General features: G+C 53.0%; 15 protein-coding genes. 6 read left to right on the forward strand and 9 right to left on the reverse strand.

The window, feature by feature from the left end; translation table 11 throughout:
- Positions 1-286: 286 nt before the first annotated feature.
- Positions 287-589 carry a Dabb family protein gene (locus IE156_RS04045; protein ID WP_189391166.1) on the forward strand — a complete coding sequence of 101 codons (303 nt, stop codon included), beginning with the start codon at positions 287-289 and terminating at the stop codon, positions 587-589.
- Positions 590-732: 143 nt separating this feature from the next.
- Positions 733-1629 carry a PaaX family transcriptional regulator gene (locus tag IE156_RS04050; RefSeq protein ID WP_189391167.1) on the forward strand — a complete coding sequence of 299 codons (897 nt, stop codon included), beginning with the start codon at positions 733-735 and terminating at the stop codon, positions 1627-1629.
- A 15-nt stretch (positions 1630-1644) separates the two neighbouring features.
- Here the strand turns inward: IE156_RS04050 and IE156_RS04055 are convergent, their stop codons facing one another.
- The 5 genes from IE156_RS04055 to icd all read right to left on the reverse strand — a co-directional run bounded on the left by IE156_RS04055 (position 1645) and on the right by icd (position 8292).
- A complete protein-coding gene (locus IE156_RS04055) occupies positions 1645-2979 on the reverse strand; it encodes a carboxylesterase family protein (RefSeq protein WP_189391426.1) in 1335 nt (444 codons plus the stop codon).
- A 3-nt stretch (positions 2980-2982) separates the two neighbouring features.
- Positions 2983-4218 carry an acyl-CoA dehydrogenase family protein gene (locus tag IE156_RS04060; RefSeq protein ID WP_189391168.1) on the reverse strand — a complete coding sequence of 412 codons (1236 nt, stop codon included), beginning with the start codon at positions 4216-4218 and terminating at the stop codon, positions 2983-2985.
- A gap of 962 nt (positions 4219-5180) precedes the next feature.
- A complete protein-coding gene (locus IE156_RS04065) occupies positions 5181-5621 on the reverse strand; it encodes an FAD synthase family protein (RefSeq protein ID WP_189391169.1) in 441 nt (146 codons plus the stop codon).
- A gap of 66 nt (positions 5622-5687) precedes the next feature.
- Positions 5688-6674, reverse strand: coding sequence for a stealth family protein (locus IE156_RS04070; protein WP_189391170.1), 987 nt, complete (start codon positions 6672-6674; stop codon positions 5688-5690).
- 361 nt (positions 6675-7035) lie between these two features.
- Positions 7036-8292, reverse strand: coding sequence for an NADP-dependent isocitrate dehydrogenase (icd, locus tag IE156_RS04075; RefSeq protein WP_189391171.1), 1257 nt, complete (start codon positions 8290-8292; stop codon positions 7036-7038).
- Positions 8293-8559: 267 nt separating this feature from the next.
- Here icd and IE156_RS04080 point away from each other — a divergent pair, with 267 nt between their 5' ends.
- Entirely contained in the window at positions 8560-8988 is a 429-nt protein-coding gene (locus IE156_RS04080) for a DUF1841 family protein (RefSeq protein WP_189391172.1), read from the forward strand.
- 14 nt (positions 8989-9002) lie between these two features.
- On the opposite strand, the gene IE156_RS04085 is transcribed toward IE156_RS04080, so the two are convergent.
- On the reverse strand, positions 9003-9371 hold the full coding sequence (locus tag IE156_RS04085; protein WP_189391173.1) for a c-type cytochrome: 369 nt from the start codon (positions 9369-9371) through the stop codon (positions 9003-9005).
- A gap of 17 nt (positions 9372-9388) precedes the next feature.
- Positions 9389-9730: a c-type cytochrome gene (locus tag IE156_RS04090; protein ID WP_189391428.1), complete on the reverse strand. Its 342-nt coding sequence runs from the start codon at positions 9728-9730 to the stop codon at positions 9389-9391.
- A 232-nt stretch (positions 9731-9962) separates the two neighbouring features.
- Between IE156_RS04090 and IE156_RS04095 the strand changes: the two genes are divergently transcribed.
- From IE156_RS04095 to IE156_RS04105, 3 genes are read left to right on the forward strand one after another with little or no spacing between them, the layout of a single operon-like run.
- The gene (locus IE156_RS04095) at positions 9963-10820 is read left to right on the forward strand and encodes an AAA family ATPase (RefSeq protein ID WP_189391174.1); all 858 of its coding nucleotides are present in this window, start codon (positions 9963-9965) and stop codon (positions 10818-10820) included.
- 1 nt (position 10821) lies between these two features.
- Entirely contained in the window at positions 10822-11442 is a 621-nt protein-coding gene (locus IE156_RS04100) for a GNAT family N-acetyltransferase (protein WP_189391175.1), read from the forward strand.
- Positions 11432-12604 carry a vWA domain-containing protein gene (locus IE156_RS04105; protein WP_189391176.1) on the forward strand — a complete coding sequence of 391 codons (1173 nt, stop codon included), beginning with the start codon at positions 11432-11434 and terminating at the stop codon, positions 12602-12604. Before IE156_RS04100 ends, IE156_RS04105 begins: the two co-directional genes overlap by 11 nt.
- A gap of 117 nt (positions 12605-12721) precedes the next feature.
- Here IE156_RS04105 and IE156_RS04110 read toward each other — a convergent pair whose 3' ends face one another.
- Positions 12722-13429 carry a DUF2968 domain-containing protein gene (locus IE156_RS04110; protein ID WP_189391177.1) on the reverse strand — a complete coding sequence of 236 codons (708 nt, stop codon included), beginning with the start codon at positions 13427-13429 and terminating at the stop codon, positions 12722-12724.
- Positions 13430-13489: 60 nt separating this feature from the next.
- The gene (locus IE156_RS04115) at positions 13490-14893 is read right to left on the reverse strand and encodes a sigma 54-interacting transcriptional regulator (protein WP_189391178.1); all 1404 of its coding nucleotides are present in this window, start codon (positions 14891-14893) and stop codon (positions 13490-13492) included.
- Between the last annotated feature and the right edge of the window lie 19 nt (positions 14894-14912).

The following is a 14912-nucleotide window of genomic DNA, read 5'->3' on the forward strand; positions in this document are numbered from 1 at the left end:
ACCAACATTAAGGCTGGACACTAGCCAAGCCCCTAATTGGACTCAATTCTGTTTCGATCGTCATTTATTTGCAATAAGAAAAAAGAGAAAACAAGCTTTTTTATGCTAATTTTAGGTATTAACCCTATGAAAAATCGTCGTTTTAAAAGCTATAGGCCTATACAATTCATCTAAATTTTATTGCTTTTTATATTCTGTGATTATTTATTTGCAATAAATTAGCCACTAAATAGGCCAGAAATCCGATCTACGAGACACTCCCCCCCTCTCTCCACACAAGGAAATCATGTATCTGCACATCGTCTTGATGGCACCCCATACGCCCATCAGCCCCGAGTTCCTGCCCAAGCTGAATCTAGCCTTTAGGCGCATACGCAAGGAATGCTCTGGTATAGAGCGCTTTGAATGGGTGCCTAATTTTTCACAGAGCTCCTCACGTTATAGTCATGCACTACTCTCTGTCTTTACCACCCAAACAGCCTTGGATACCTATAGAAGCAGCGAGGCTCATCAAGCCATGCTTGATGCCATCGCCCCGCACATTCAGGACATCGTGGTGCTTGATAGCCTGCTGGAAGAAAGTCTGTAGCCTAGGGCTTTGCGCAGCTGCTGCCCTCCGGAAGCCACGCACAGCTTGTGTGCTGGCGCCGCCACGACTCGCACGGTAAAATGGCCCGCTACACACCTACTGTCAAAAATGGGTAGCGATCCGCCCCAGCACCGGAATACAGAATGAAATCAAGCGTCGCGATTGATGAGTTCATCGCCAGCCGAGACCATGGCGAGCACGAGCAACTCGCCCCGCACCACTACATTCTGACGCTCTATGGTCTGTTCGCCCGTCCAACGGGCGTCACCATTCCAGTGGCCAGCGTGGTTCAACTGCTGGCCGATCTGGGGGCTGAACCTTCCAGCGTGCGCTCCGCCATTTCCCGCCTGAAAAAAAAAGGCGTGCTGGTCAGCCAACAGACAGGTTCAGGCAAAGGCTATGCCCTGGCCGCTGAACTAGAGCCCCATATGCAGGCCGGTGACGAGCGCATTTTCTCCTCCCCCTCCATGAACATTCGGGACCCGTGGTTGCTGGTGTCTTTCTCCGTTCCAGAAAGCGAGCGTCAGAACCGCCACAAAATCCGCACAGGGCTAGCCCGCATGGGTTTTGGTACCGTGAATGCAGGCCTGTATATAGGCCCGGCTCGCTTACAAGCCGAAGCGGTGGAATACATACGCGAGCACCAGCTCTGGCCGTATATCGAACTCTTTACCTGTGAGCCCAGTGGCCTGAGCGACATCCAGGAAAAAATCTCGCGCTGGTGGAATTGGGACAAGCTTGCCAATGAGTACCAGTCTTTTCTGAACTCGTATCAACACGAAGTGGAAGGCTGGCAGACCGCCTTGCGCCAAGGCGCAGGCGATCCGCTGGAAGCGTTCAGACTTTATATGCCCATGATTACCCGTTGGCGCAGGTTGCCTTTTCTGGATCCAGGTTTGGCCCCCGAACTGCTGCCGGACCACTGGGTAGGAAATACGGCCCGCAAGCTGTTTGGTGACCTGCATCGGCTGCTGAGCCCCTTGAGCTTGCAGCACGTGCAGCAGGCTATCCCAGACTGGAAAACCCGCAGCACGGACTAAACCGCCAAACCAGAATCAGGCTCCCACAAAGCGGGTGATTTCTTGCATCAAACGCTGTGCAACAGGCTCAAATTGCTCCTGTGTGACACCCTGCATCATGGGCGCATCGTGCCAAGCCTGAAACTGGCCAAACTGAAATGGCAAGTCAAAACAATGCCCGCTGAACACCGCTTCAAGCGGGCTTTGTTCTGTGAAATCACTCCACTGCACCGCACGCCCCGCCGCTTCCAGGCTAGCGGCATACTGAGTGGGAAAGCGCTGGAACTGCACCCAGGACGACGCAGCCACCACTTGCTGATACGGCGTCAAGCCGGAATCCCCACCGCAATAAGCGCCAGACCGAACCAGACTGGCCGGTAAATCCTGCAAAGGCCATAGACCCAAAGCCAGATCAACCTGCTCCTGAGTCGCTTGCCTATGAAAGGGCACATCAAAAAAGAAAACGGAGGATTCCTGAGCAGCACAGCGCAGATAAACTGCCTGCGCATGACAAGCTTGCGCCGCCCAGTCCGGACTTAATAAGTCCTCCGGCACATCAGCGCTGGCAACTGGCAGAAAAGCTGATGGAGCATGCCCCAAGCGTGGCGGCTCTTTATCCAAAGCTGCCATGGCTTGCTGCATCAAAACATCCACATTGACCTTGCGCCAATCCTCGTCCAGATCGCTACGGGTCCGCTCGCTAATTCTGGCTTGCTGCTCTGGCAGCCACGGCGCCCGAGTTCCCATACTGAGCAAAGCAAGCCGGTCAATCCAAGCTCTTGTCGAATCCAGGACGCTAAGCAAATGCGCATACCAGCCGCCTGCTGACTGCCCCATTAAGGTAGTTTTGTCCGGATCACCACCGAACGCCCGGATATGATCCTTGACCCACTGCAAGGCCAATACCAGATCCGCCGCAGGCAAGGGCAAGGCATCGGCCTGCGCATCTCCCAAGTGCCCCAACGCCCCCAGGCGATAATTCACATTAACGACAATTACTCCCTGGGCCGCCAAGCGAGTACCGTCATACCAATCCAACGCCCCACCACCACTCATCCAGGCACCGCCATGAATAAAAAACACGACGGGTAGCCCTTGCGCCTGAGCCGGAGCCCATACGTTCAGGAAATAGGCATCTTCGGACTGCGGGTTGGGACTGCCCGCCCCCATCACCGCTGCCAAACGACTCGGGCGCTGCGGGAAAATGGGAACCTGACTCAAGCGGGTCGCCCCCATTGTTCCGCTGGCAGCCCGCGCCGCCTCAAAACGGCCAGCGCCTTGGGCGTAACGCAGGCCATACCAAGCGTGCACGGCTATGCCGTCGGCCTGACAACGATGCGAAGGAGCACAGAGCCGCACGTTCGTCACCATCACTTAAAGTTTGTTGGAAATATAGGGCGTGTTCGTCATGCCGTTGCCATGCAGCTCGTAACCCATAGGAGCTGTAATCGACGCATGCCGTGTACCGGTATTAATATCGCGCCACATCCGGCCCAGCAAACTGTTTTCCGCAAACGATGCCGTACCGTGCAACCAGCACAAATTATTCACTGCCTCTACCAGCTCATGTCCGGCATGACCAATCCCGGCACGGTGACGAGCCCGTAGCTCCAGAGGCATGGGCACCGTACCAGAGGCCGCCGCATCAACCTGCGCCGCCGCGCGCTCCAACAAGAGGCGGGCTCCGTCCACCTGAATACTGGCCGTCCCCAGGTTCTGCACAAATGCACCTGAGTCGGACTGTTTTTTGTAGTGGGTATACGTAATGCCACGCTTGCCACTGACACCACTGGTGAAGTCCACCGCCGCTTGTGCTGCGCCCAAGGAAGGCGCTTGAATGCAGGTCGACATGGTCAAGTGCGGAGTCAGACGACGGCCAAATGTTGCTAAAGGATCTTGCTCTTGCACGTCGCCCATCAGTTGCTGGAACGTAATCAAACGCTCTTTAGGCACCCACAGATTTTCAGCCACCATGGTGTTGGAACCTGAACCGCGCATACCAATGGTGTACCACGTGTCCTGAATCTCAAACTCGTCACGACGCATCAACACAAAGCCCACGGTAGGCTCGACCAGCTCGCTTTCTTTAATAAACAAAATACCCAGAGCCCAATCCGAGTGATTGCTATTAGAAGCAAAAGGCCATTTACCGGTGATACGCCAGCCATCGCCATCCGGCGTGGCGGTACCTTGGGGCTGAGCAAAAATGGAAGCCGCACGGATAGGGCCATCGGCAAACACTTCATCCAGCATGACGTCGCTAAAGCGATTAGCCAACATAACTGAACCATTGGAGATCACCACACACCAGGCGGCGGCCGGGTCGTAGTAGCCCACGGCACTGGCACACTGCAAGAGCATATCGGCGCCACCCTCATAACCGCCATAGCGCTTCAAGGCCGAAATGCGCCAGGCCCCGGTGGACTCCAAAGCTTGAACCGCCTCGTCTGACAACATGCGATTACGGTCAGCCTGAGGGGCCAACTCACGTAGCAGCGGCCCAATCTCGTGGATGCGCCCCAGTATCTCCTCTGTCTCTTGGCGAGAAGGCGCTTGGGTAACGGTGATCCGCTCACACTCGGCCACAGCTGTTGCTCCTGTGATCGTCATAACTGCTCCTTAGAATTATTTGATATGGCAAATTTATAACTATCGTAAAAAAAACGCAATAAAAAAACAGAGCAATAATCAAATTTCAAATAAAAAAAGGGTTTACACCTAGTAGATCTGCGCAGGAATCCACTAAGCAACACACCAGAGCAACATGTGTCGCCAACAAGAATCTCTACCCCATCCCGAGCACGGAGCATTGAAAAACTGGAGTTCCAACCGACACGTTAAAGCTGCCATGTGAAACACTCTCAACAGCTAAAACAAGCACTACAGAAAAAGGCCAAAAAAAAGCTCCGAACACGACTATCAATCGTGCTCGAAGCTTTGGGTTTCATCACAGCAAAGAGGCTACTTACAAGGCGAATTCTTTTCTAAAAAAATCAGATCCGTGAAATATGGCAAATACACACTATTCTTTACCAACTACCGGCTCAAGCAGACGGGATGAGACTCCAAGGTGCCGCCCATATACAGGCAAATTCCTGACCATGTTTTTTTAACCGCGAAGTCTTAATACCCCTGACCGCAAATCGTGACCTAACACTTGTAACACTGATAGATCATCCTCTCCCGCCCCGACAACCGGTGGCCCCGGCCAATCCACATCGATCCACGTCCGACCCGCATAAGTCCGGGGGCGATCATAGCGCGGCAAAATATGAAAATGAACTATTGGATCTTGCATCATCAGACACAAGACGTTAATCCGAACTGCGCCAAATACTTCTCGAGCAAGAAGCTCCGACAAAGCAAACCCGTCCACTAGACCCGCACCTTCGTCAGGGGTCAAGTCGGCATGATTACATACCCCCGAAACGACGCTCAAAACCATTGACCCTAATGTCAACTGTTTCGGTCGCAATGACAGTCGCCAGCCATGGACAGTAGCGATCTCCAACTCATCAAGACGAAACTTGCTCTGAAAATCAATGAATTCTGGAGTTCGGCCACATTCAGGATTAACCATGCGGACCGACCGAAGATGCGACTAGCAAATCAAGTACTTCACGAAGATGCGTACTCGAAGTGTGGGCCGTATAGGGGAAATACACAATTTCAACTCCGACAGCGCTGAACTGTTCTTCGAGAGCAATCCAGCTTGGAGAGTCCTTCCAATCATCCCCAACGAACATACGATGAAAACGGCATTTCTCCCAAGCCTCGAACTTATTCATGTTGTCCTGTATGACAACTTCATCTACACAGCGTAATTCCCTAACAATCTCCATTCTTTCCTCTTGCGGGATAATTGGAGCCTTCCCTTTTCGAGACAAACTAAGAGCGTCAGAAGTCACGCCCACAATCAGATAGTCACACTCAGCCCGTGCTTTCGTAAGCAAATTCAAATGACCCACATGAAAGAGATCATAAACCCCTGTTGTATAACCAATAATTTTCATTTTAGTTTCCCGACTGATATACAAAAAAAATAACTATTAGCTTGGATAACACCTAAGTTTTTTTAATTATTTTGAAATTTCAAAAGATGCTGGTGCGGCTAATACTTCAGACATCAACCGGCTATAATCCAACACATCAACCTCATTAGGGTTTTCCCCAAAATGATCATTGATGTTTAAAAACAAAACATTGTCAGCAACTGCTTGGCGTATATTTTCTCGCCAATCTTTGGTTTGGTGCCCCACCAAAGCCTGTCGGACTCTTGACCATGTGTAATAGACAAAAGAACTGGGCTCTACGTGCCAACCTTTTGAATTAACTTCTAACTTTTTATTACCCGCTACAAAATGCGGGTATAGAAACAACATATTAATGTTGTCTTTTTGTCGAAACTTAGCCTCGCGAGTCATCCTGATTTCGTCAGAAAACTCACGCTCAATCTGCATACACACATCAATATCACGCATCTGAGGAACGTGCTGCGGAGCATGTGCTGCGATCACCCCGCGGGTGGCAAGCAGCGCACGGTTATAAGCCAAAGTTTCCAGATAATTCGAGGTGGGGATTTCATTTTTTGATAAGTCAGGAACATTAGGGCCAAGGTAATAAACCCCCTGTCCGTCAGCACCTAAAAAATCCTCTGGAGTAACAGGATTCAACACAATGAAATCATCACTAAAACGGATGAACTTCTTTGTCAGCCCTGGAATTCTATGCAAACACGAATCAATCGCAAATGAATTAAATGTAGGTAGATAAGCTAGATCAGGGAAAATATCACTATGAATAACCAGTTCCACCCCTGGCAAATTAAAATCCACAAAACTTGGAATTTGACCTGAGGTAACGACGTGTATTTTTCTGACCCAAGGAGCATTTTTTCTAATACCACGCAAGCAATAAACCAACTCACCAGTATTTCTATGCCTACCTTTCCCTTCGTGATTGAGTCTTGATTTTTTCTCTATTCCCGCATAATTCTCGTACTGTCTGCGAAAAATTGGATCTTCCCCATCCACCCACATAATAACGGCGTCTATCTCTTCGGCCATAGGCCCCTCTAGTATGGATTCAAAGGTCTTGTTGAGACCGAACCTTACGTCCAGTCAGTACACCCCATTTATTTCAATTATATGACAAGTACGTAGTGCCCTGTCCAAAAGGCCACTACTCAAACCATACCAATAGCAGCAAGGTTGACGAGCCCCTCAAACTCCATTAAGGCAGCCGAAAGCCTCACTAACGAGAATATTGAGTTGCACATTGCTTACCTGAGAAAACCTACACACAACCAAAGTGAGGCAGGAAGGCAGTGACAGTCGATCACCTTCTAATATAGAAATATAAAAAAACCGCCGACCCGAAGGTCGGCGGTTTTCTATGTAGATAACAGGCTTTAGCAGCCGATTGTCATTACATATTTTCGATCATGACATCGCCAAAGCCGGAGCAAGACACTTGAGTCGCGCCTTCCATCAGACGGGCAAAGTCATACGTCACTTTGCGCGACGTGATGGATTTTTGCATGCTGTCGATAATCAGATCAGCCGCTTCAGTCCAACCCATGTGACGCAGCATCATTTCGGCGGACAGAATCAGCGAACCTGGGTTCACGTAATCTTTGCCAGCGTACTTAGGAGCGGTACCGTGGGTCGCTTCAAACATGGCGACGGAATCAGACAAGTTGGCGCCGGGAGCAATACCGATACCACCCACTTGAGCGGCCAGAGCGTCGGAGATGTAGTCGCCGTTCAGGTTCAGTGTGGCGATAACGTCGTACTCGGCAGGACGCAGCAAGATCTGTTGCAAGAAGGCGTCAGCAATCGAATCCTTAACAGTGATCTCGCGACCAGTCTTAGGATTCTTGAATTTGCACCATGGGCCGCCGTCGATCAATTCAGCGCCGAATTCTTTTTGTGCCAGCTCGTAAGCCCAATCACGGAAGCCACCTTCGGTGAACTTCATGATGTTGCCCTTGTGAACGATGGTCACGGAAGAGCGATCGTTGTCGATAGCGTACTGGATGGCCTTGCGCACCAGACGCTCGGTACCTTCGCGGGAAACAGGCTTAACACCGATACCGGAGGTATTGGGGAAGCGGATCTTGTTCACGCCCAGGGTGTTTTGCAGGAAGTCGATCAGCTTCTTGGCGCTTTCGGACTCAGCAGCAAATTCGATACCAGCGTAAATGTCTTCGGAGTTCTCGCGGAAAATGACCATTTCGGTCTTTTCTGGCTCACGCACAGGCGAAGGAACACCCTTGAAGTAGCGCACTGGGCGCAGGCAGACGTACAAGTCCAGTTGCTGACGCAGGGCCACGTTCAAGGAACGGATGCCACCGCCAACAGGAGTAGTCAGAGGGCCTTTGATGGAGACGACGTAGTCTTTAACGGCACTCAGAGTTTCTTCTGGCAGCCACACGTCGGAACCGTACACTTTGGTGGATTTTTCACCGGCGTACACTTCCATCCATTCGATCTTGCGCTTGCCAGCGTAAGCTTTGGCAACAGCAGCATCGACCACTTTAATCATGACTGGCGAAATATCCACGCCCGTACCATCACCCTCGATGTAAGGAATAATGGGTTGATCGGGAACATTCAGGGAAAAATCCGCGTTAACTGTAATTTTCTGCCCCGACGCGGGGATCTTGATATGCTGATAGGACATGGATGCTCCAGTTGTGCTCCAATATTAGGGATAGCTAAACACGGAACGCTTTTGCGTTTCCGAAGTCTTATATAAGAGTTTAACTTAATTCGCGCGTATTCAGGCACCTGTAAACTAAAAGCTTGCCAAAAATGCCTGCATTCTTGACCGCTTATCCATTCTACACGGCCCCTTTTGCAGCTTGTACCTGTACTCCCTCTTGCACAGGCCAGCGTAAAATGCGCCCCGCAGATTCGCGTTTTCTGACTATTTTTTCTCTACTCCACCATGTTCAACCCCTCTCGCGAGCAGGTTCGCCAATTTTTCATTGAAGCTTGGGACAAGCACCAAAGTGGTCATCTGCTGACCGCTTTGGAAACCATGGCGGTGGATCTGGTGCAACAGCACCCTGAATACCACGAAGACCTGCGTAACGCCGACGCCGTCAATCAGGATTACGCAGTGGAGCAAGGACGCAGCAATCCCTTCTTGCACCTGTCCATGCATCTGGCCATTAATGAACAGTTATCCATAGACCAGCCCCCCGGCATCAAGGGCGCGTATCAGCGTCTATTAACCACGCACGATCCGCACGCCGCAGCACATACCATCATGGAAGCGCTGGGCGAGGTGATCTGGGAGGCGCAACGTCTGGGCACACCGCTGAACAACGAGCGCTATATCGAATTGATTTTGCGCCACAGCACGCGCGACTAAACCTGCAAGCCGCTCTACTTTCTATTGCTCAAGGGTCCGGGCTGGCGTGACAGCCAGACTGAAACACTGTCGATGTCGGCTTGGCTCATGGTCGTTGCCATGGCTCCCATGACGGCATTTTTGCGGATATTAGCGGTGGCAGGTGCGCCGGCCTGACCCCGTTGATAGGCCATCAAGGCCTGCCGCAGATAGTCCGCATGCTGCCCCGCCAGAATGGGATATTCCGGATTCAAAGGCGTTTTGGCATCTTCGCCATGACAGGACGCGCAATTCAGATTCTTCCAAGCTTGGCCGCCTGCCGTGACCAGATCCTCAGCGGCTGTTACCTGCGTTGCCACGCCCGCCATCAGCCCCATTGCCACCAGCAATACTGCTTTTTTCATGCTTGCCTCCCCCGTCTTTAAGGTTTGTTGCCGGCGTAATACGCCGCAATATCAGCCATGTCCTGTTCGGACAGACTTAGCGCGATGGCCTGCATGGTCGGGAAGGTTCGGGCGCCACTGGCATATTCTTTGAGCGCCGCTTCGATGTAGGCGGCTCCCTGCCCGGCAATCATGGGAACGTGATAGACCTCGGGAAAGCTTGCCTTGTAACCGGGCAAGCCATGACAGCCTATGCACATGGAGATCTTGTCGCGCGCAGCCTCGGGATTGGCCTTGATAGGCTCAGCATCCTGAGCCTGCGCAGCCCAGGGCAGACAGGCGCTGGAGGCCACAATAAAGAAAGAGACATACCGCTTCATTTGCAACTTCATCATCGCTATTCGCTTTGTTCTGGAGTTGAAAACGGTCCGGGTCAGGATCTGCGTCTATTGCAGCTAAAGGTGAAACAACGCGACACCTGGCTCTGTGATGCTGACCGACGAGTACTGAGTCGATTGTATGATAATTGCCAAGGATGACTGATACTAGTATTTATACCCGAGTTTCTATTCTTGACAGATCAACATTTTAAGTACAAGTTTGAGCCGACTTATGACTACTGCGACCCGTTTTGAAGGCACCGATCAGTACGTTGCCACCGATGATTTGAAGCTGGCTGTCAACGCAGCCTTGACGCTACAACGCCCTTTGTTGATTAAAGGTGAGCCCGGTACCGGGAAAACATTACTGGCGGTGGAAGTCGCCCGCGCACTGGGACGCCCCCTGCTGCAATGGCATATCAAGTCCACCACCAAAGCCCACCAGGGCCTGTACGAGTACGACGCAGTATCGCGTCTGCGTGACTCCCAGCTGGGCGATGAAAAAGTCCGCGATATTGGCAACTACATTGTCCAGGGCACCTTATGGCAAGCCTTCGAGTCTGAAGAACCCACGGTGGTTCTGATCGATGAAATCGACAAGGCCGACATTGAATTTCCCAATGACCTGCTGCAAGAACTGGACCGCATGGAATTTCATGTTTATGAAACTCGCCAAACCGTCACGGCACGCCATCGCCCCCTGATTATCATTACCTCCAATAACGAAAAAGATCTGCCCGACGCCTTCTTGCGCCGCTGTTTCTTTCACTACATCCGCTTCCCTGAGCGCGAGACCATGGAACAGATTGTGGCGGTGCACTACCCCAATCTGCGTAGCGACATCCTATCCAGCGCCCTGGACACCTTCTTTGCCCTGCGTGACGTACCTGGCCTGAAGAAGAAACCCTCCACATCCGAATTCCTGGACTGGCTGCGTCTGCTGCTGGCCAACGACATTCCTGCCGATGCCCTGCACGAATTAGATGAAGGCCTGCCGCCCATGGCCGGTGCCTTGCTGAAAAATGAGCAGGATCTGTCCTTGATGCAGCGTCTGGCCGCCATGAGCCAACGCAGCCAGCGCCGGAGCTGATATGAACGCCAGCGCTTTCTCCCAGCCGCTTGCTCCCCTTGTCCTGGAAGGATGGGGAGTACGCCTGGAACCTTTGCAACTGGCTCATGTGGACTTGCTGGAAGCCGCCGCGGCCGATGGCGAGCTTTGGAATGTACGTGTCACCAGCGTTCCCGCCCCCGGTCAGGCCCAGCACTATGTACAAACAGCCCTGGACGGCCAGCAGCAGGGTCATATGCTGCCCTTTCTGGTCCGCGATCTGAACACAGACCAAGCAGTAGGCACCACGCGTTACCACGATATTGTCGCGCCAGTGGCCCGTCTGGAAATCGGCTACACCTGGTATGCTCGCAGCGCCCAACGCAGCCACGTCAATACTGCGGCCAAGTTGCTCTTACTGCAACATGCCTTCGAGACCCTGGGAGCTGGCGTCGTAGGCTGGCGCACCGACCATTTGAACTTCAAGTCCCAGCAGGCAATCAGCCGGTTGGGTGCCCGTTTCGATGGCCGTATCCGCCACCACGCCATCCGCCGCGACGGCACCATCCGCGACACCATGTTCTATAGCTTGATGGCCGGCGAGTGGCCCGATACCCGTGCCCATTTGCTCGACAAATTAAGGCAGCACAGCCATGTTGCTTGATTTTTTCTATCACCTGCGCGAACGTGGCCTGCCGGTTTCCATACAGGAGCACCTGACGCTGCTGGATGCGCTGTGCAAAGGCATCATGCCGCCCACGCTGGATGATTTTTATCACCTGTCCAGACTGGTCCTGATCAAGGACGAAACGCTGTACGACCGTTTTGATCTGGCCTTTGGCGAGTTCTACCAACCCCAGCTGGAAGCGCTGGCCAAGGATAAAACCTTGCCAGAAGACTGGCTGCGCAAAACCCTGACCCGCAATCTAAGCCCGGAACAAAAAGCCGCGTTGGAGAAACATGGCCTGGACAAGCTTCTGGAAATGTTCAAAGAACGTCTGCAAGAGCAGCAAGGGCGTCATGCTGGTGGCAGCAAGTGGATTGGTACCGGCGGCTCTTCGCCCTTTGGGCACGGCGGCTATCACCCAGAAGGCATCCGTATCGGCGGCCCTTCTGCGGGTAATCGTACGGCCATCAAAGTCTGGGAAAAACGCGAGTTTGTCGACTACGACGATCAACAAGAGCTGGGCACACGCAACTTCAAAATGGCCTTGCGACGTCTGCGCCGCTTTGCCCGCCAAGGTGCCCCCACCGAGCTGGACCTGGACAGCACCATACGCGAAACGGCCCGCAACGCTGGCATGCTGGATCTGCAAATGCAGGCCGAGCGGCAAAACCGCGTCAATGTGCTGATGCTGCTGGATGTGGGCGGCAGCATGGACGACCACATTGCTCAGGTTGAATCCTTGTTCTCCGCCGCTCGTTCTGAGTTCAAGCATCTGGAAGCCTATTACTTCCATAACTGTGTGTATGAGTCGCTGTGGAGGCATAACTCACGCCGTCAGAGTGAAAGGCTGGACACCTGGGATTTGCTGCGCAAGTACAACGAGGACTGGCGCATCATTATTGTGGGCGACGCCACCATGAGTCCGTACGAGATCATGGCACCGGGTGGCTCGGTGGAGCACTACAACAAAGAAACGGGTGCAGCCTGGCTGCAAAAGCTGAACGACCATTGGCCGCGTATTGCCTGGCTCAATCCTGAACCCCAGGCTTACTGGCCCTACCGTCAGTCCATCGCCATCATTCAAAACCTGATGTCGGATCGTATGTACCCCGTCACCAGTGCCGGGCTTGAAGAAGCGATGCGGTACTTGTCTCGGTAGAACAACGCTGTACCGACACCAGGACAGCTCAGCCGCCAAACCGAAAATCATTCGGCCATCAAAAAAACCCGCACAGTCTTAGGACTGTGCGGGTTTTCATTGATCATTTCAAAACAATCAACGTCCTTTTTGGCGCTGCAACATACCGGCGCGTTGCTGTTCCAGGTCTTTGATCTGACGCTGCAACTCACGCAACTGCTCGCGAGCTTCGCGTTCCTGCTCGGCCAGTGCCTGAGCTTCACGACGGGACTCTTCACGTTGGGCAATGGCCAAGGCTTCTTGCTGACGCTGCAAGGCCAAGTCGTTTTGCAACACAGTCAACTGGTCTGCGCTTTCATTCAATTGTTTTTCGGCTTTAGCCACTTCCGCCTGCAGCTTGATGCGATCCAGATCTGCAGCGGCGTAGTCCACCGTGTCCTGACGATACTGGGTGTACATGCGCTCGGCCAGAGACTCGTCGGTGGTCTTGAAGACGCGCCAGAACTCACGTTGCTGGAACAGGGCCACGTAGTAAGTCATGCTGTCAGCGGCGAACAGCAGGCTGGCACCAAAACGGCCGTTGTACGCAGTGCGTAGTTCTTGTACTGAACGAGCCTGAATCAGTTGCTGCAACTGAGCCACGGTGGTGTTCTGGTAAGCCGGGGTCGCTGCAGGCGCCGCTGCCGGAGCGGCAACAGCGGCCACTTCTTCAACTTCCTGTTCCTGGGTTTGCGCCACCACGGGCCGCTCTGGCTCCTGTACCAAAGACACCGAGCTGCACGCTGACAATAAAAGAAGTCCCCCCAAGGACAGCAACACCGCCGTCTTCTGACTAAGGTTCACCATACCCATCCCTTGATAATCAATTTTTTGTGATTAGCTTGATACACAGAATCAGCCCGTATTCTAAACGCGGCTTGTCGCATCTTGTGCCTTTATGTTGAATTTGCGCATCTTTTCCCACAAGACTTTACGAGATATCCCCAATACGGCAGCGGTATCCTGACGTCGCCAGTTCTGCGTATCCAAAACGGTGATGATGCGGGCACGTTCTTCTTGTTCCTGTGCACTTAGGCTGATGACCGGTTCTGGCCGCTCCAAAATGGGCACGCCTTCGGGCAAAGCCATCACAGGAGCCATGACAGGCGCATTAAAACGCTCCAGCACTTGCCGCAGCTGCACCGACTCCCAGGCACCAAACTGTTTACTCATTACGGCCACGCGTTCGACCAGATTAGCCAGCTCGCGCACATTACCGTTAAAGCGCATGCTGCCTACCGCATCCAGCACCCACTGCGGAATATCCTCGACATCGCACTCTAAGGCCTGTTCCAGCAAAGCGCAGAAGATAGCAATTTTTTCCTGCGAACCACGCTGTTCCAGATTGGGAATCAACAGTTCCACCACGGCCAAGCGATAGTACAAGTCCGCACGGAACAAACCCTGTTGCACCAGACCGAGCAAGTTCTTATTGGTAGCTGCCACCATACGAAAGTCGACCGGGATCTGTTGGGTCGATCCTAAACGCGTAACGGAACGTTGTTCCAGAACACGCAGTAGTTTGACCTGCTGGTGCAACGGCAAATCCCCGATTTCATCCAGGAATAGCGTGCCTTGGTCGGCCTGTTCAAAATAGCCTTTATGGGCACCAATCGCCCCTGTAAAAGCACCTTTGGCATGACCAAAAAAATGTGCCTCGAACAAGCCCTCAGGAACAGCTCCGCAGTTCACCGGCACAAAGGGGCCTTGTGCGCGAGAAGAGCGCTCATGCAGCAGTTGAGCGATACGTTCTTTACCGACTCCGGTTTCACCATGAATCAAGACACTGGCACCGCTATCGGCATACATATCCGCTTCGGCGATCAAGGCTCGCATCACCGGCGATACGGCCACTAATGGCTGAGGCCCACCTTGCCCCTCACGCTCGACCTGGGCGGTCAAACCCGCCAGCTTGGCGACCAGGGTGCGCAGCTCTGACTGGCTAAAGGACAACGGCAAGGTATAGGAGTAGGCCGAAGGGTAAAAGCGCGGGTCGTAGCCCCTATCTTCCGAAGCCACCCAGATCACAGGAATAGCGTGCTCCACCAGCCATTGGTGCTGCTCAAAACGCCCTTGCGCCATCACACTGACTGAAACCAGCGCCACAGCATGACGGGTTGGATGGTGTTCCGCATCCAAGACCACCGTAGGCTCCACACGCATCACCGCTACCTCACTGGGTTCCATGGCGCGCTCGGCGCGCACCACCAAGTCGGAGCTGCCCTCCCATACGTATAAAACAGGTTCGTTACCCATAAAGCTGACACTCATCGCTGTGTTCGCCTCCCGC

The sequence above is a fragment of the Alcaligenes pakistanensis genome (assembly GCF_014652815.1).
Classification (GTDB): Bacteria; Pseudomonadota; Gammaproteobacteria; order Burkholderiales; family Burkholderiaceae_B; genus Alcaligenes; species Alcaligenes pakistanensis.